Origin of the sequence: Bradyrhizobium sp. 2TAF24, assembly GCF_052115025.1 — a bacterium.
Classification (GTDB): domain Bacteria; phylum Pseudomonadota; class Alphaproteobacteria; order Rhizobiales; family Xanthobacteraceae; genus Bradyrhizobium_A.
In genome coordinates this window covers 640,784-657,333 of the sequence record NZ_JBFRFW010000001.1, presented here as the reverse complement: position 1 = coordinate 657,333, position 16,550 = coordinate 640,784, and the positions used below count along the sequence as shown (strand labels likewise).

The window sequence follows — 16,550 nt, the reverse complement described above, 5'->3', positions numbered from 1 at the left end:
GTTTTCCAACGAGCGATGTGCTTGAAATCCACATGGAATCGGCACATTTGAGAAGCGTGCACGCGCCCCTGCCGGGGCCCTGTTTTCCTGCCTTTTCACTCTCGGATCTGGGATTGGCCCGTGACCTCTTCAGCTAGCGCATCACCGTCTGCCGCGACCAGGGCCGGTTCTGATCTGCTCGACCAGTCTGCTCTGAGCGATCTCGCCGGGCGTCTCGTCGACGCCGCGAAACGCGCCGGTGCCGACGCGGCCGATGCGGTCGCGGTGCGAGGCATGTCGCAGGGCGTCGAGGTGCGGGACGGCCGCGTCGAGGAGTCGGAGCGTTCGGAAGGCGACGATGTCGGTTTGCGGGTGATCGTCGGCAAGCGGCAGGCCGTGGTCTCGACCAACGATGTCGCCGGCGATGCCGTCACCAGGCTCGCGGAGCGTGCCGTGGCGATGGCACGCGTCGCACCCGACGACGCCTATGTTGGTCTCGCCGATCCGGCGCTGCTCGCGCGCAGCTTCCCGAACCTCGATCTTCTCGACCCCGATATGCCCTCCACGGTGGAGCTCGAGCAGCGCGCGCTCGCGGCCGAGGCCGCTGGTCTCGCCGTCGCGGGCGTCACCAAGTCCGGCGGGGCGTCCGCGTCCTGCGGCATCGGCGGTATGGTGCTCGTCACCAGCTCCGGTTTCCATGGTGCCTATCTGCGCTCCTGCCAGGGCATCTCGATGACGGCGATCGCCGGTGAGGGCACCGGCATGGAGCGCGATTACGATTACTCGTCGGCGATCCACGGTGCGGATCTGCTCGCGCCGGCGGACATCGGCGCCCGTGCCGGCGCGCGTGCGGTGGCGCGGGTCAATCCGCGCAAGGTCGCGACCTGCAAGGTGCCGGTGGTGTATGATCCGCGCGTTTCCAACTCGCTGGTCGGCCATGTCGTTGGCGCTGCCAACGGTGCGTCGATCGCGCGCAAGACCAGCTTTCTCAAGGATAGCCTCGGCAAGCAGCTGTTTGGCAGCGGCATCCGCATTATCGACGATCCGCTGCGCGTGCGCGGCTTGCGCTCGCAACCGTTCGACGCCGAGGGCGTCGCGGTGAAGCCGCTGGCGATCATCGATGGCGGTGTGCTGACCTCCTGGCTGCTGGATTCGGCGACCGCCCGCGAACTCGGTCTTGCCACCACGGGCCACGCCCATCGCGGTGTGTCGTCGTCGCCGTCACCGGGCGCCTATAATCTGCATATGGAGCCGGGCCGGCTCACGCCCGCGGAGTTGATGGCCGATATCAAGGAAGGCTTCTACATCACCGACCTGATCGGTTCCGGCGTCAATGGCGTCACCGGCGACTACAGCCGCGGTGCTGCCGGCTTCTGGATCGAGAACGGCAAGCCGACCTATGCGGTCAGCGAGGTCACCATCGCCGGCCATCTGCTGGAGATGTTCAAATCGCTGACACCGGCCAACGATCTCGAATTCCGCTACGGCGTCAACGCGCCGACCGTCCGCATCGAGGGATTGACGATTGCCGGACGCTGAGATCGTTCATGACGACGCCCTGGCGCGCGACGCCGCGCTGCTGACCGAAAGCGTTCGTGAGGCCGGTGCGCTGGCGCTCAGCTTGTTCCGCACTGATCTGCGCAACTGGATCAAGGGCAAGTCCTCGCCCGTCACCGAAGCCGATATTGCCGCCAACGATCTGCTGGAGCGGCGGCTCCGGGCGGCGACGCCGGACTATGGCTGGCTGTCGGAGGAGAGCGCCGACGATCCGTCGCGGCTCGGCAAGCGCCTGGTGTGGATCGTGGATCCTATCGATGGCACGCGCTCTTATCTCGCCGGTCAGGATGACTGGTGCGTCAGCGTGGCGCTGGTGGCCGATGGCGTGCCGCTGCTGGGCGCGGTGTTCGTGCCGGTGTCTGATGAAATGTTCATTGCCGCGCGCAGCCGCGGCGCCACGCTGAACGGCCGGACGATTCGCGTCAGCCCCGGCGACCGCCTCGACCCTGCGCGGATCGTAGGCCCCAAACCTCTGGTCGATCGATTGGGCAGTGCCCTGGAACCAGGCAATATCCATCCCCGAATTGGCTCTCTGGCACTCAAGATCTGTCGGGCGGCCGAGGGGCGGCTGGATGCTGCTTTTGCGGGCGGGCAAAGCCGGGATTGGGACCTTGCGGCGGCCGACTTAATCGTGCACGAAGCGGCCGGGACGATGACCACGTTGACGGGCGAGCTCATCCGCTATAACCGCCCGGAAGTGAGGCACGACACCCTGGTGGCGGCGGGAACAGCCCGTCACGCCCGTATCGTTGAGCACTTCAGACACCAGCCGCTGTTCTAGAATTGTTCTCGTCGTCGCCGTCCGACCGGAAGCTGTTTGTTTCAGGAAAAAGATCCATGTCCGATACGCCGCAGCAGTTGCTCCATCTCGTGATCGGAGGCGAACTGGTCGATCTCGATCACGTCACGTTCAAGGATCTCGACAAGGTCGAAGTCGTCGGCCTGTACCCGAATTACGCCTCGGCTTATGCGGCCTGGAAGGCGAAGGCGCAGCAGACCGTCGACAATGCGCACATGCGCTATTTCATCGTTCACCTGCACCGCCTGCTCGACCCGGCGACCGACAAGACGCACTGAGCCCCGGCGCGCCGCTTCGCTCCATGTCCTTTCGCAAGATATCGCGTTCGAGCTGGTTTCAGCAGGTGGCGGGATTCCTCGCCGCTGAATTCCTGCGTTTCGTCTGGCTGACGAACCGCTTCAGCTATGATCCGCCCGACCTGCATGAACAGATCAGCTCGCGGCTGCCGGTCATCGGGGTGTTCTGGCACGGCCAGCATTTCATGATGCCGTTCGTTGTGCGCAAGCGGTATCGCTTCAAGGTCCTGATTTCGCGCCATCGTGATGGCGAGATCAACGCGATCGCGTGCGAGCGGCTCGGCATCGGTGTGTTGCGTGGCTCCGGCGACCATGGGTCGTCGTTTCATCGCAAAGGGGGGGTTGCAGCGTTCAAGAATATGCTGCGCACCCTGCAGGACGGCTGCAATATCGCGGTGACGGCTGACGTTCCCAAAGTCTCCCGGGTGGCTGGTCTTGGCGTGATTATGCTTGCACGGGACTCCGGGCGGCCCATTATACCGACCGCGATCGCGACCAGCCGGTTCAAGCGGCTGAACAACTGGGATCGTTCGGTGATTCACCTGCCGTTCGGCCGTGGCGTGATCGCGATCGGCGAGGCCGTGTCGGTCCCTGCCGATGCCGACGCCGACACCATGGAGGCGCTTCGCGTGCAGCTCGAGGCCAACCTGAATGAGGTCAACCGCCGGGCCTATGCGATCGTCGGCCGTTCCGATGGGGCGCTGCATGGCGCATGATGTGCCGCTGACGCTGCGGGCTTATCGCAGGTTGTCCGCGATGGCGGTGCCGGTGTCGGGCCTGCTGCTCGGACACCGGCTGCGGCAGGGCAAGGAGGAGGCGGCGCGGGTCGGGGAGCGGCGCGGCGTCGCCAGCGTCGAGCGGCCCGCCGGTCCGCTGATCTGGATTCACGGCGCGAGCGTCGGTGAGGTGCTGGCCGCGGCCGAGCTGATCGAGCGGCTGCGCGCGCTCAACGTTCGCATCCTGCTGACCTCCGGCACGGTGACGTCGGCATCGATCGTCGCCAAGCGCTTTCCGGCCGATGTCATCCATCAGTACATTCCGCTGGATGCGCCGCGTTATGTGGCGCGGTTCATCGAGCACTGGCAGCCATCGCTCGCACTGTTCATCGAGTCCGACCTGTGGCCCAACCTCATCATGGCCAATGCCGCGCGCCGGGTGCCGATGGTGTTGATCAACGGGCGGATGTCGCATCGCTCGTTCCCGCGCTGGCAGCGCGCCTACGCCACCATCTCCGCGCTGCTCGGCCGCTTCGATCTGTGCCTCGCCCAGTCGCAGACCGATGCGGAGCGGTTCGCCGCGCTTGGCGCGCGCGACGTCATCGCCACCGGCAACCTCAAGCTCGACGTGCAGGCGCCGCCGGCGGATCAGGGCAAGCTCGATCGCCTGATCGCGGTCACGCGCGGCCGGCCGGTGATCGTCGCGGCCTCGACCCATGCGGGCGAGGAGGAGATGATCACCGAGGTGCATCGGCGGCTCGCGACGGCGTTCCCGTCGCTGCTGACCGTGATCGTGCCGCGCCATCCGGCGCGGGGCGAGGCGATCGCGCGGATGGCCTATGCCGCCGGCTTGCATGTCGCGCAGCGTTCGCAGGAAGAGCTGCCGCTCGCCCAGACCGAGATCTATGTCGCCGACACCCTCGGCGAGCTCGGGCTGTTCTATCGCCTGTCGCCGATCGTCTTCATGGGCGGATCGTTGATCGAGCATGGCGGACAGAATCCGATCGAGGCGATCAAGCTCGGCGCCGCCGTGCTTCATGGCCCGCATGTCTTCAACTTTACCGATGTCTATGGCGCGCTCGACAGCGCGCGCGGCGCGCGGCAGGTCGACACCGTCGACAGCCTGTCGGCCCAGATCGCCGCATGGCTGACCGACGAGGTGACGCGGCAGCGCGCGATCGATGCCGGCCGTCAGGTGGTCGAGCAGCTCGGCGGCGCGCTGGAGCGCACGCTCGCGGCGCTCGAGCCCTATCTCATGCAACTGCGCATCGAGCGCGGAGTGCAGCGTGCGTGAGCCGGCCTTCTGGCACCGCGGCTCGTCCTGGCAATCGCGTCTGCTGTCGCCGCTCGGCGCCGTCTATGGCGGCCTGACGGCGCGCCGAATGGCGCGTCCGGGCACGCGGGTCGGCATCCCCGTCATCTGTGTCGGCAACTATCATCTTGGCGGCGCGGGCAAGACGCCGACCGTGCTGGCGCTGGCCGATCTGCTGCGCGGCATGGGTGAGCGGCCGTGGGTGGTCAGCCGTGGCTATGGCGGCCGTCTCGCCGGTCCCGTCATCGTCGATCCGGCACGGCATGGTGCCGCCGATGTCGGTGACGAGCCGCTGATGATGGCGGACCGCTTGCCGGTGGTGGTCGCGCGCCGGCGTGATCAGGGCGCGCAGCTGGCACGGGCGCAGGGCGCCAGCGTGATCCTGCTCGACGACGGCTTCCAGAATCCGTCGCTTGAGAAAGATGCGGCGCTGATCGTGATCGACAGCCGCCGCGGTCTCGGCAATGGCTGTGTCTTCCCGGCGGGGCCGCTGCGCGCGCCGCTGCCGCCGCAGCTCGCGCGGACCGACGCATTGCTCGTGGTCGGCGATGGCGATGCGGCTCAGCCGGTCGTGGATCTGGTGGCGGCGCGTGGCAAGCCGGTGTTGCAGGGCCATCTGCGGCCCGATCCTGCGTCGCTCGCGGCGCTGGTCGGCCGCCGCGTGCTCGCCTTCGCCGGCATCGGCGATCCCCAGCGCTTTTTTGCGACATTGCGTGCTGCAGGCGTCGATGTCGTCGAGACCGAAGCTTTCCCGGACCATCATCCGTTCGTTGGGCCGGAGCTCGCGGCGCTGGCGGGGCGTGCGGCACGCGGCGACCTCACCCTGGTCACGACCGACAAGGACCTGGCGCGGCTGCGCGGCGACGAGGCACTGGCGGCATATGCCGACGCGATCAAGCCATTCAAGGTCACGCTGGAGATCGGCCCGGGCGCCACGCTCGAAGCGTTGCTGGCGCGAGTGGTCAAGTCAGGTTGAGGCCGCCGTCGGACAGCAGGATCTCGCCGGTCAGATAGTCCGAGGTCACGAGCAGGGCGACCGCCTGTGCGATATCCTCCGGGCGCGCCGCGCGGCGCATCGGGGCGCGGTCGCGCCAGAGCTGCTGCGCTTCGGTCCAGTCCGCGGTCATGGGTGTATCGACAAGGCCCGGCGCGACGGCGTTGACCCGGATATCCGGCGCGAGCGATACGGCGAGCAGGCGCGTCACATGGTTGAGTGCGGCTTTGGTCGCGGCATATGGAATCGAGGCGCCCTTGGCGCGGACGCCGGCATGTGAGCTGATATTGACGACACAGCCAGCGCGGCCACGGCGGGCCGCCGCGCGCAGCGCCGGCTCGGCTTCGGCGATCAGCCGGAATGGCGCCACCACATTGACCTCATGCAACTCCTGCCAGACGTCGGGTGTCGCCCGAGCAAGGTCGGCATGGGGAATGACGCGGCTGATGCCGGCATTGTTGACGAGAACGTCGAGCCGCCCCCACACGGCGATCGCCTCCCGGATCAGCCGGCACCTGTCGTCATCACGCGCGAGGTCGGCCTGCACATAGGTCGCGGTGCCGAGTTCCGCCGCGAACCGGCGCCCGTCCTCGGTCGAGGAACGAGAGTGCAGTACGACCGCAAACCCATCAGCCGCCAATCGGCGTGCGATGGCCGCGCCGATGCCCGAAGTGGAACCGGTGACGAGCGCGACGGGGCGCGAATGTGGCATGGAAGGAGCCGGGGCAGGATTGCCAGGAGCCGTGATCAGAGCGCGTCAGTTCGATTTCAGGGCGCCGGGATAGTGACGGCTGAGCACCGCGTCTGGCGTGGCGTAAGCCTCCTGGCGATCCACGCTCCAGTACTTCAGTTCCTCGAGCGGGATATGCGTGCCGGACACCGCGCAGACCACGTAGCTCCCCGGGGCAATGACGCGAAAATCTCCATCGAGATACTGCACCTTGGCTTCGCCATGGCCGGAAGAACTGAACTTGTTGAGCACGCCGGGTTCCCTTAGCTGGTCGCGGATGATGAACCGGTACTGTAGCACAGATGGGCCGGGGCGAGCCGCTTTTCCAGAGGATCAGACGGGAGCACGGGGCCGCCGTGTGGCGCGGGTTGGGGTCAGAACAGGTCGCCCTGGCTGTCGGCCTTCGCCGGCCGCCGCGGCGCTGTCGGCTTCGCGGCCGGACGCGCCGTCTGGGGCTCCGATGGCTCGCGGGCAGTGTCCTGCGGCGCTGCGCCGTCGGCGGTGACGGCCACACGGCCATCGGTGAATTCGAGTGTCAGGTGGGCGCCGGCCGTGATGCCGGCGGCCGCGTGCAGGGGAGCACCGCTGCCGTCACGCACCAGCGCAAAGCCGCGGGCCAGGACGCTGCGGTAGGACAGGGCTGTGAGCAGCTGTCCGGCGTGGGCGACACGCGCCTGGTGGCGCTGGATCAGGGTCGCCAGCGCCCGCGCGGCGCGCTCGGCGAGGCGGAGGCTGCGCTCACGGTCGCGCGCGATCGCGTTGCGCTGCGCCTGTGCGTTGGCGAGGCGCGACGCCTTGAGGCGGATCTCGAGGCCGGCGAAGCGCTCGCGTCGTCCACGCACCAGGGTGCGTGCGCTGTGGGACAGGCGGTCGCCGGTCACCGTCAACCGCTGTGCGGCATGATCGACCTGGGTGCGCAGCACCCGCAGTGTCAGCCGGGCGCCCGCCTGGGCGAAGCGACGGAAATGGGCGTGGGTGTTGCCCTTCAGCGCGCGCGGCAGGGCAGTGCTTGCGCTGTCGAGTCGCTGCCGCGGGATCGCCAGCAATTCGGTCGCGGCGGGCAGCGCCCGCGCGGCGCTGCGCAGTTCGCTGCGGCGATGCTCCTGGGCGCGCTGCCAGCTCGCGAAGCTGCGCCGGGCGAGGCTCGCGACTTCGACCGCCAGCTCCGCACGCACCGGCACCGCCATCTCGGCGGCGGCGGTCGGCGTTGGCGCGCGGCGGTCGGAGGCGAAGTCGATCAGGGTGATGTCGGTCTCGTGCCCGACCGCGGAGATCAGCGGGATGAGGCTATCGGCGGCCGCGCGCACCACGATCTCTTCGTTGAACGACCACAGGTCTTCGAGCGAGCCGCCGCCGCGCGCGACGATCAGCAGGTCGGGACGGGGAATGCGGCCGTGCTCCGGCAGGGCGTTGAAGCCGCGGATGGCGGCCGCGATCTGCTCGGCTGAGCCTTCGCCCTGCACGCGCACTGGCCATACCAGCACACGGCGTGGAAAGCGGTCTTCGAGGCGATGCAGGATGTCGCGGATCACCGCGCCGGTCGGCGAGGTGACGACGCCGATTACGTTCGGCAGCCAGGGCAGCAGCTGCTTGCGCGCCTCGTCGAACAGCCCTTCGGCGGCGAGCTTGCGCTTGCGCTCCTCCATCAGCGCCATCAGTGCGCCGACGCCGGCGGGCTCCAGCGCCTCGATGACGATCTGGTATTTCGACGAGCCGGGATAGGTGGTCAGCTTGCCGGTGGCGATGACCTCGAGGCCCTCCTGCGGCTTGAACCGCATCCGGCCGTGCACGCCCTTCCAGATCACCGCCTCGATCTTGGCGTTGACGTCCTTGAGGGCAAAATAGCAGTGCCCCGAGGAATGCGGTCCGCGGAAGCCGGAGATCTCGCCGCGCACGCGGACATGGCTGTAGGCGTCCTCCACCGTCCGCTTCAGCGCGGAGGACAGCTCCGAGACGGTGAATTCCGGGGCATTGAGCAGCGGCGCGTAGGACGCATCAGACATACGAATCGGGCCTTCCAGCAGTTGGACGCGAAGGTAAGCCTTCCACTCCGGCCAGCCAATCCGATGTTGATTGACAGATAATTCTATATTATAGAGTTATCTGCAGTGATCTATTTTGTTGCCAGGTTGGAGATTTCAGATGCCCATCTCGTTGATCTTCAAAGTATTTGTCTGGATTTCGGCGCTGCTGGGCCTCTTGACCTGTCTTGTGGTCCTGATGTTGGCCGCGCCGCTGAAACGGCCCCCCGAACTGGCGTCGATCTCCGCAGCGCGCAAGACGCTCGACCTCAGCCGCCTGCCGCCGCTGTCACGCGTCCAGGCGCGGGACGGCACCGAGCTCGCCTACCGCCACTACGCCGCCACCCTGCCGGCCGCGGCCGGCATTGCCGTGGTTGTCCACGGCTCGTCCGGATCAAGCCGGGGGGCGGTTCATGTGCTGTCCGGGGCGCTGGCGGCGCGTGGCGTGGAGACCTATGCGGTCGATATCCGTGGCCATGGCGCTTCGGGCACCCGCGGCGACATCGGCTATGCCGGCCAGCTGCAGGACGATCTCGCGGATGTCGTCGCCGAGATTCGCACCGCGCATCCGACTGAACCGCTGACCCTGATCGGTCATTCCTCAGGCGGTGGTTTTGCGTTGCGCATGGCGGGATCGCCGATCCAGGACCTGTTCGCCCGCACCGTGCTGCTCGCGCCCTATCTCGGCTACGATGCGCCGACCACCCGGCCGAACTCGGGCGGCTGGGCGCAGGCCGATATCCCACGCGTGCTCGCGCTGCTGGTGCTGCGCAAGCTCGGCGTGACCTGGGCGGAAGCGCTGCCGACGCTCGCCTTCGCGGTGCCGCCGAACGCCGAGCAGCGGCTGACCACCGTCTACTCGTTTCGCCTGATGCGCGACTTCGCCACCTCCGGCGACTTCCGCCGCGACGTCGCGGCAGCGATGAAGCCGATCACGCTGTTCTCCGGCGCCGCGGACGAGTTGATGTTCGCCGACAAATACCAGGAGGCGCTCGGCCCGCGCGTCGACGTCCATCTCATCGACGGCATCGATCACATGGGAATCCTCGGCAATCCCGTGGCCGCCGCCGCGATCGCCGACCATGTCGCCCGCGCGGACCTGCGCTCCTGAGGTGACCGACGCTGCTTCGCCGGTTCCGGTTGAGGATCGGCGCACATTGCGCCACAACGGGCGCGGCAACATCCGAAAGGCCGACGGCAGGCAGGGCATGAGCATCGATCGGAAACAGGCGGCGGAAGCGCTGAGTGACATCGAGGCGATCGCCCACCGGGTGCGCCAGTCGCAGTTCTACCGCACCTCCAGCCTGCTGCTGGTGATGTGGGGCGTGCTGGTGGCCGCCGGCTATGTGGTGTCGCAATTCCTGCCGCACCGCGCCGGCTATGCCTGGGTCACGGTGTATGTGGCGGGGATCGTCGGCAGTTTCGTGCTCAGCGCGTTCGAGTATGCGCGCTCGCGCGTGCGGGCGTTCGACAGCAGGATGTTCGCGGCATTCGTGCTGTTCGTCGCCTTCGGCCTGCTGTGGACGCTGGGCATGGCCCATTTTACGCCACGGCAGCTGAGCGCGTTCTGGCCGACCTACTTCATGCTGGCCTACGGCATCGCCGGGCTGTGGATCGGTCCCGCCTTCGTCGCCATCGCGCTGTCGATCTCGGCCCTGACCTTTGCTGGCTATGTCTGGAGCGGTCCCTGGTTCGACCTGTGGATGGCATTGGTCGACGGCGGCGGGCTGATCCTCGGCGGGCTGTGGATGCGGCGGGACTGACGCCATGGCGGAACTCGACGACATCATCCACCAGCCGCTGCGGCTGCGCATCATGGCCGCGCTGAACGCCCTGCCGGTGGGGGAGGGGCTGGAGTTCGTGCGGCTGAAGAAGCTGACCGGGGCGACCGACGGCAATCTCGGCGCCCATATCGAGACCCTGGCCAGGGCGGCCTATGTCGACGTCGACAAGTCCTTTGTCGGCAAGAAGCCGCAGACCCGGGTCACCGCAACGGCCGCGGGCCGGGGCGCCTTTGCTCGCCATGTGGCGCAGCTGCGGCAGATCATCGACAGCGGTGGCGAGGGCTGAATCCGCCTCTTGTGTCGCCCGCCCTGACCCGCTAACCGGGCGGGTCAGGAGATCGCCATGAACATTCTGCTTCTCGGGTCGGGCGGGCGCGAACATGCGCTGGCCTGGAAAATCGCCAGTTCGCCCCTCGTCAGCAAGCTGTGGTGCGCGCCAGGCAACGCCGGTATCGCGCGGGAGGCGGAATGCGTCGCCCTCGACGTCACCGACCATGCTGCGGTGATCGCGTTCTGTCGGACCAACAAGGTCGCCCTGGTGATTGTCGGGCCCGAGGCACCCCTTGCGGTGGGCATTGTCGACGATCTCGCCGCCGCGGGAATCAAGGCGTTCGGGCCGAGCAAGGCGGCCTCGCAGCTCGAGAGCTCCAAGGGCTTCACCAAGGACCTGTGCCGGGCCAACAACATCCCGACCGCGGCATACGAGCGCTTTCGCGATGCGGCTGCGGCCAAGGCCTATATCCACCAGAAGGGCGCGCCGATCGTGGTCAAGGCCGACGGCCTTGCCGCGGGCAAGGGCGTTGTCGTTGCCATGACGCTTGCCGAGGCGGAGGCGGCCATCGACATGATCCTCGGCGGCGGCTTTGGCGCCGCCGGCGCGGAAGCGGTGGTCGAGGAGTTCATGACGGGCGAGGAGGCCTCGTTCTTCGTGCTGTGCGACGGCGACAACGCGCTGCCGCTCGCCACCGCCCAGGACCACAAGCGCGCCTTCGATGGCGACAAGGGGCCGAACACCGGCGGCATGGGCGCCTACTCACCCGCGCCGGTGATGACGGATGCCATGTGCCAGCGCACCATGGACGAGATCATCCTGCCGACGCTGCGCGCGATGAAGGCCAACGGCATGCCCTACAAGGGTGTGCTGTTCGCCGGCCTGATGATCACGGCGGGCGGGCCGAAGCTGATCGAGTACAACGTCCGCTTCGGCGATCCGGAGTGCCAGGTGCTGATGGTGCGCATGATGTCGGACCTCGTGCCGGCGCTGCTCGCCGCCTGTGATGGTGCGCTCAAGCACTTCGATGTGCGCTGGTATCCGGACGCTGCGCTCACCGTGGTGATGGCGGCCAAGGGTTATCCCGGCGACTACGCCAAGGGCACGGTGATCGAGGGGCTCGATGACGCCGGCCGCATCGATGGTGTCGAGATTTTCCATGCCGGCACCAGGGCCGACGGCGATCGCATCCTCGCCAATGGCGGGCGCGTGCTCAATGTCACCGCACGCGGCGTCACCGTGCGTGCGGCGCAGACGAGCGCTTATGAGGCGGTCGATCGCGTCCGCTGGCCGGATGGCTTCTGCCGCCGCGACATCGGCTGGCAGGCCGTCGCCCGGGAGTCCTGAGGTCTCGGACAGGCTGTGGCGGCGGGGGAACAGCCCCGCGCCGCGGCGCGTTGCCAAGCGACGCTGGCGGTGGCACTCATGCCGTCCCGCCACGCATGACGTGAGGTGCCGCCATGTCCGATCTCGCCGACCTGTTTCCGGGATTTGCGTCCGAATGGATTTCGACCAGCCGCGGCCGCATCTTCGCGCGCATCGGCGGCGACGGACCGCCGCTGATGCTGCTGCACGGTTATCCGCAGACCCATGTGATGTGGCACAAGGTGGCGCCGCAGCTCGCCGGGCGCTTCAAGCTCATCGTTCCCGATCTGCCCGGCTACGGCTGGTCCGATGTGCCCAAGACCGACGCCGACCATACGCCGTTCACCAAGCGCGCGATGGCGCAGGCGATGATCGAGGTGATGGACAAACTCGGCCATGCGCAGTTCATGCTCGCCGGCCATGATCGCGGCGGCCGGGTGACCTATCGCCTCGCGCTCGACCATCCGGGCCGGCTGTCGCGGCTCGCCACCCTCGACATCCTGCCGACGTACGACTACTGGGCGAAAATGGACCGCGCGTTCGGGCTGCGCGCCTATCACTGGCTGTTCCTGGCACAACCCTATCCGCTGCCGGAAAAGCTGATCCAGTCTGATCCGGATGGCTATTTCGGGCCTATTTTTCAGGGTTGGTCGAAGAAGGATGTGCCGAACCCGTTCGATCCGCGCGCGGTGGCTCATTATCTCGCCGCGCTGCGCGATCGCCTGCGCATTCACGCCGCCTGCGAAGACTATCGCGCCGGCGCCTACGCCGATCTCGATCACGATACGGCGGATCGCGACGCGGGCAAGAAGATCACCGCGCCGCTGCTCGCGCTGTGGGGCGCGGCGGGCTTTGCCGGCGCCGCCGGCACGCCGCTCGACACCTGGCGGGCGTGGGCGACCAACGTGTCCGGCGCTCCGATCGACGCCGGGCATTTCCTGTGCGAGGAGAATCCCGATGCGACCGCATCGGCCCTGCTGACGTTCTTTTCGGAGTGAATGATGGCGCTGCGCCCGGCAACGCGAGACGACGTTTCCCGCATCATGCAACTGCTGGCCGAGGACCAGATCAGCGACCAGCGCGACGATCCCGATGGCGATATGACGCCCTACCTCGCGGCGTTCGACGCTATCGCCGCGGATCCCAACAATGGCCTCCATGTCTGGGAGGAGGACGGCGAGGTGGTCGGCTGCTTCCAGCTCACCTTCCTGCCGGGGCTGCTGCTCAAGGGGGGCTGGCGCGCGCAGATCGAGGGCGTGCGGGTGGACCGCCGTTTTCGCGGCCGCAAGATCGGCGAGCAGATGCTCGCCGAGGCGGTGCGGATGTCGCGGGCGTGGCCGGAGTGCCGGGTGCTGCAGCTCACCACCAACAAGGACCGCCGCGACGCCCATCGCTTCTATCGCCGGCTCGGCTTCACCGCCTCGCACGAGGGTATGAAAATCAAGCTGTGACCGCGCGGCATGGCTGCTAGCGGCGGGCCCTGAAAAAGTCGCGCAGCAGTGTTGCGGCCTCGGTTTCGCCGACCGCCGAATAGATCTCCGGTGCGTGGTGGCAGGTGGGGGAGGCAAAAAAGCGCACACCCGATTCCACCGCGCCGCCCTTGGGGTCGGCTGCGCCATAGTACAGTCGGCGAAGGCGGGCGAAGGAGATGGCGCCGGCGCACATGGTGCAGGGTTCCAGCGTGACGTAGAGGTCGCAGTCGACAAGCCGCTCGCTGCCGAGCGCGGTGGCGGCCTGGCGGATCGCCAGGATCTCGGCGTGGGCGGAGGGGTCACGGTCGATCAGGGTGCGGTTGCCGGCCCGGGCGATGACCTCGCCGTCGCGGACGATGACGCAGCCGATGGGCACTTCACCGCCATTTCCGGCGATTTTGGCCTGATTCAGGGCCAGATCCATGAAAGATTGTGCGCTCATGCCTCGTCTCGCGCCGATAACTCTGGTACAGCATGGCCCAGACAGCGGTTGTCCGAACCGATCCATGCCCAATAAGCCAGTCGCCAGGGTCTGGTCCGACAGTGTCGGATCGGGACTTGGCGATCGTTAGCATTTACTGTGAGAGACGTCATGCCCCGCGACCGGGATACCAGCAAACCAGCTCCGCGCGGCGCCCGCGCCCGCCCCGGCGGCAAGGGGCGCGATGGCGGCGAGCGGCCGGCCCGCCGCGGGGCTAAGGACTTCGGCGAGCGTAAATCTTTCGGCGACAAGAAACCCTTCGCCGGCAAGAAGTCGTTCGGTGACAAGAAGCCGTATGGCGACAAGGCGGCCGGCGGCAAGCGGCCGTTCGCGGCCAAGGGCGAGCGCAACCGCGACGACGGTGATCGCCCGCGTCCACGCTTCGATCGCGACGACCGGCCGGACCGCGGTCCGCGCAAGCCGTTCCGTCCGCGCGACGACCGCGGAGGCGACGACCGTCCGCGCTTCAAGCCGCGTGAGGAGCGTGGTGGCAATGATCGTCCGCGCTTCAAACCGCGTGAGGACCGTGGCGGAGAGGATCGTCCGCGTTTCAAGCCGCGTGAGGACCGCGGCGATCGTCCGTTCAAGCCGCGCGAAGATCGTGGCGAGCGTTCATTCAAGCCGCGCGATCGCGACGACCGCGCGCCGCGCGGCGAGGGCCGTGCCGCAGGACGCTCCTCGGACGCAAAGTTCGGCGACAAGCGCCCGTTCAAGGGCAAGGGCGAAGGTTTCCGCAAGGATGGCGATCGTCCGCGTGGTGGTGGATTCCGCCGCGACGACGGCGACCGGCCGTTCAGCCGTGGCCCGCGCAAGCCGCGCGAGGATTTCGCCGGGCGCGATCGCGCTGACGAGAAGCCGTGGCAGCGCCGCGAGCGGCCGCAGGGGGATCGGCCGCAGGGCGAGCGGCGCTTCGACCGGCGTGACGATGCCCGGCGCGGCGGCGATGACCGTCCGCGGTTTTCGCGCTCCCGCGACGACCGTGGCGGCGACGAGCGCGGTCCGCGCAAGTTCAACCGGCCGCGCGACGATCGTGAGGCGGGGGATCGACCGAAGTTCGATCGCGCGCGCGGCGAGCGCCGCGACTGGCAGGAGCATCCGCGCAGCGAAGGACGTGAGGAGCGCCAGCGTGGCGAGCCGGACGAGTCCCGGATTTTCGTCAAGCGCCCGGCCTTCGGCGGCCGCGGCGCCTACCGCGAGCGCAAGCCCGATACCGACCGGCGCAGCAAGCGCCCGGCGGCGGCAGAGCCCAAGAAGCCGGGCGAGCGGATCGCCAAGCGCCTCGCGCGCGCCGGCCTGTGCTCGCGTCGTGACGCCGAGGAATGGATCACGCAGGGGCGCGTGTCGGTCAATGGCCGCGTCCTGACCTCGCCGGCGCTCGACGTCACCGAACGCGACGTTATCCTGGTGGACGGCAAGCCGTTGCCGGAGCGCGAGCGCACGCGGCTGTTCCTGTATCACAAGCCGCGCGGTCTCATGACCACCCATGCCGATCCGGAAGGGCGGCCGACGGTGTTCGACAACCTGCCCGACAATCTGCCGCGGCTGATCAGCATCGGCCGTCTCGATTTCAATACCGAAGGCTTGCTGTTGCTGACCAACGACGGCGGTCTCGCTCGCGCGCTCGAACTGCCCGAGACCGGCTGGCTGCGCCGCTATCGCGTCCGTGCGCACGGTACCGTGACCCAGGCCCAGCTCGACGAGCTGCGCAACGGCGTCGAGGTCGACGGCGTCAAGTACGGTTCGATCGATGCCCAGCTCGAGCACGACCAGGGCGCCAATGTCTGGATCGTGTTCGCGATCCGCGAAGGCAAGAACCGCGAAGTTCGCAACGTGCTGGCGCATCTCGGCCTCGAGGTGAACCGCCTGATCCGCGTCTCCTATGGTCCGTTCCAACTCGCCGAACTCGGCGAGGGCGAGGTCGACGAGGTCAAGACCCGCGTGCTGCGCGAGCAGCTCGGCGACAAGGTCATCGAGCTTGCAGGTGCGGAGTTCAATGCATCGTCGCGCCCCAGCAAGGTCAGCGAGGGCGCCGAGCGCGTGCACGAAGAGGCGCCGGTCAAGCGCAAGCGCAGTGTGGTCGCTGACCGCAAGGGCCGCCGCGTGCTGGTCGAGCGTTCGGGCGAGCACGACGAGAATGCCGAGGCGCGGCCCTATCGCCGCCCCAAGCGCACCTATCACGGCAAGCGCGACCTCGAGCCGAAGGACTGAGTGATGCGTGTCGTCGGCGGACGGCTGCGCGGCCGCACTATCGCAGCGCCGACCTCGCGCGACATCCGCCCCACGGCGGACCGCCTGCGCGAGTCGCTGTTCAACATCCTCGCCCATGCCTATGACGATCCCATCGAAGGCGCGCGGGTGCTAGATCTGTTCGCCGGCACCGGCGCGCTCGGCATCGAGGCGAGTTCTCGCGGCGCAGCCTTCGTGCTGTTCGTCGACAATGGTGCTGAGGCGCGGGCGTTGCTGCGCCAGAACGTCGAGGCGCTCGGCCTTGGCGGCGTTTCCAAGGTCTACCGCCGCGACGCTACCGAGCCGGGACCGGTGCACCCGATGGAGCCGTTTTCGCTCGCCTTCCTCGATCCGCCCTACGGCAAAGGGCTTGCGGACAAGGCCGTTGCCGCGCTGCGCGACGGCGGCTGGCTCGCGCCGCAAGCGCTGGTGATCGTCGAAGAAGCGAAGGCTGCGGGGTTTGCCGCGCCCGAGGGGTTCGAAGAGCTCGAGCGCCGCGCCTACGACGACACCGAGTTCGTCATCATGCGGGCGCGGTCCTGACGAT

Annotated in this window: 18 protein-coding genes; 14 read left to right on the top strand and 4 right to left on the bottom strand. The window is 68.0% G+C overall.

Features of this window, described 5'->3' with window-relative positions:
• Positions 1–120 precede the first annotated feature (120 nt).
• The 6 genes from AB4Z37_RS02940 to lpxK are packed head-to-tail and all read left to right on the top strand — an operon-like array spanning position 121 to position 5,635.
• On the top strand, positions 121–1,518 hold the full coding sequence (locus tag AB4Z37_RS02940; RefSeq protein ID WP_441515166.1) for a TldD/PmbA family protein: 1,398 nt from the start codon (positions 121–123) through the stop codon (positions 1,516–1,518).
• Entirely contained in the window at positions 1,505–2,317 is an 813-nt protein-coding gene (locus AB4Z37_RS02935; RefSeq protein ID WP_441515165.1) for a 3'(2'),5'-bisphosphate nucleotidase CysQ, read from the top strand. Before AB4Z37_RS02940 ends, AB4Z37_RS02935 begins: the two co-directional genes overlap by 14 nt.
• Positions 2,318–2,373: 56 nt before the next feature.
• Positions 2,374–2,613, top strand: coding sequence for a DUF4170 domain-containing protein (locus AB4Z37_RS02930; protein ID WP_441515164.1), 240 nt, complete (start codon positions 2,374–2,376; stop codon positions 2,611–2,613).
• Positions 2,614–2,636: 23 nt separating this feature from the next.
• Positions 2,637–3,347 carry a lysophospholipid acyltransferase family protein gene (locus AB4Z37_RS02925; protein WP_441515163.1) on the top strand — a complete coding sequence of 237 codons (711 nt, stop codon included), beginning with the start codon at positions 2,637–2,639 and terminating at the stop codon, positions 3,345–3,347.
• The gene (locus AB4Z37_RS02920) at positions 3,304–4,641 is read left to right on the top strand and encodes a 3-deoxy-D-manno-octulosonic acid transferase (RefSeq protein ID WP_441515162.1); all 1,338 of its coding nucleotides are present in this window, start codon (positions 3,304–3,306) and stop codon (positions 4,639–4,641) included. The genes AB4Z37_RS02925 and AB4Z37_RS02920 overlap by 44 nt, the downstream gene beginning before the upstream one ends.
• Positions 4,634–5,635 (top strand): tetraacyldisaccharide 4'-kinase, encoded by a 1,002-nt coding sequence (gene lpxK, locus AB4Z37_RS02915; RefSeq protein ID WP_441515161.1) that lies wholly within the window; start codon positions 4,634–4,636, stop codon positions 5,633–5,635. Before AB4Z37_RS02920 ends, lpxK begins: the two co-directional genes overlap by 8 nt.
• On the opposite strand, the gene AB4Z37_RS02910 is transcribed toward lpxK, so the two are convergent.
• From AB4Z37_RS02910 to xseA, 3 genes are all read right to left on the bottom strand, one after another.
• Entirely contained in the window at positions 5,622–6,365 is a 744-nt protein-coding gene (locus AB4Z37_RS02910) for an SDR family NAD(P)-dependent oxidoreductase (RefSeq protein WP_441515160.1), read from the bottom strand. The genes lpxK and AB4Z37_RS02910 overlap by 14 nt on opposite strands.
• Positions 6,366–6,410: 45 nt before the next feature.
• Entirely contained in the window at positions 6,411–6,635 is a 225-nt protein-coding gene (locus AB4Z37_RS02905) for a DUF2093 domain-containing protein (RefSeq protein WP_441515159.1), read from the bottom strand.
• Positions 6,636–6,757: 122 nt separating this feature from the next.
• On the bottom strand, positions 6,758–8,386 hold the full coding sequence (gene xseA / locus AB4Z37_RS02900) for an exodeoxyribonuclease VII large subunit (RefSeq protein WP_441515158.1): 1,629 nt from the start codon (positions 8,384–8,386) through the stop codon (positions 6,758–6,760).
• 139 nt (positions 8,387–8,525) lie between these two features.
• On the opposite strand from xseA, the gene AB4Z37_RS02895 reads away from it, so the two are divergent.
• The 6 genes from AB4Z37_RS02895 to AB4Z37_RS02870 all read left to right on the top strand — a co-directional run bounded on the left by AB4Z37_RS02895 (position 8,526) and on the right by AB4Z37_RS02870 (position 13,275).
• The gene (locus tag AB4Z37_RS02895; protein WP_441515157.1) at positions 8,526–9,515 is read left to right on the top strand and encodes an alpha/beta hydrolase; all 990 of its coding nucleotides are present in this window, start codon (positions 8,526–8,528) and stop codon (positions 9,513–9,515) included.
• Positions 9,516–9,612: 97 nt separating this feature from the next.
• Complete coding sequence (locus AB4Z37_RS02890; RefSeq protein ID WP_441515156.1) at positions 9,613–10,167, top strand: hypothetical protein; 555 nt, start codon at positions 9,613–9,615, stop codon at positions 10,165–10,167.
• 4 nt (positions 10,168–10,171) lie between these two features.
• On the top strand, positions 10,172–10,474 hold the full coding sequence (locus tag AB4Z37_RS02885) for a winged helix-turn-helix domain-containing protein (protein ID WP_441515155.1): 303 nt from the start codon (positions 10,172–10,174) through the stop codon (positions 10,472–10,474).
• 57 nt (positions 10,475–10,531) lie between these two features.
• Positions 10,532–11,806, top strand: a complete 1,275-nt coding sequence (purD, locus tag AB4Z37_RS02880; RefSeq protein ID WP_441515154.1) for a phosphoribosylamine--glycine ligase — start codon at positions 10,532–10,534, stop codon at positions 11,804–11,806.
• 113 nt (positions 11,807–11,919) lie between these two features.
• The gene (locus tag AB4Z37_RS02875; protein ID WP_441515153.1) at positions 11,920–12,822 is read left to right on the top strand and encodes an alpha/beta fold hydrolase; all 903 of its coding nucleotides are present in this window, start codon (positions 11,920–11,922) and stop codon (positions 12,820–12,822) included.
• A 3-nt stretch (positions 12,823–12,825) separates the two neighbouring features.
• A complete protein-coding gene (locus tag AB4Z37_RS02870; RefSeq protein ID WP_441515152.1) occupies positions 12,826–13,275 on the top strand; it encodes a GNAT family N-acetyltransferase in 450 nt (149 codons plus the stop codon).
• 16 nt (positions 13,276–13,291) lie between these two features.
• On the opposite strand, the gene AB4Z37_RS02865 is transcribed toward AB4Z37_RS02870, so the two are convergent.
• Positions 13,292–13,738 carry a nucleoside deaminase gene (locus AB4Z37_RS02865; RefSeq protein ID WP_441515151.1) on the bottom strand — a complete coding sequence of 149 codons (447 nt, stop codon included), beginning with the start codon at positions 13,736–13,738 and terminating at the stop codon, positions 13,292–13,294.
• A gap of 150 nt (positions 13,739–13,888) precedes the next feature.
• Here AB4Z37_RS02865 and AB4Z37_RS02860 point away from each other — a divergent pair, with 150 nt between their 5' ends.
• Positions 13,889–15,985, top strand: a complete 2,097-nt coding sequence (locus tag AB4Z37_RS02860) for a pseudouridine synthase (RefSeq protein ID WP_441515150.1) — start codon at positions 13,889–13,891, stop codon at positions 15,983–15,985.
• Positions 15,986–15,988: 3 nt separating this feature from the next.
• The gene (gene rsmD, locus AB4Z37_RS02855; RefSeq protein ID WP_441515149.1) at positions 15,989–16,546 is read left to right on the top strand and encodes a 16S rRNA (guanine(966)-N(2))-methyltransferase RsmD; all 558 of its coding nucleotides are present in this window, start codon (positions 15,989–15,991) and stop codon (positions 16,544–16,546) included.
• Positions 16,547–16,550 lie beyond the last annotated feature (4 nt).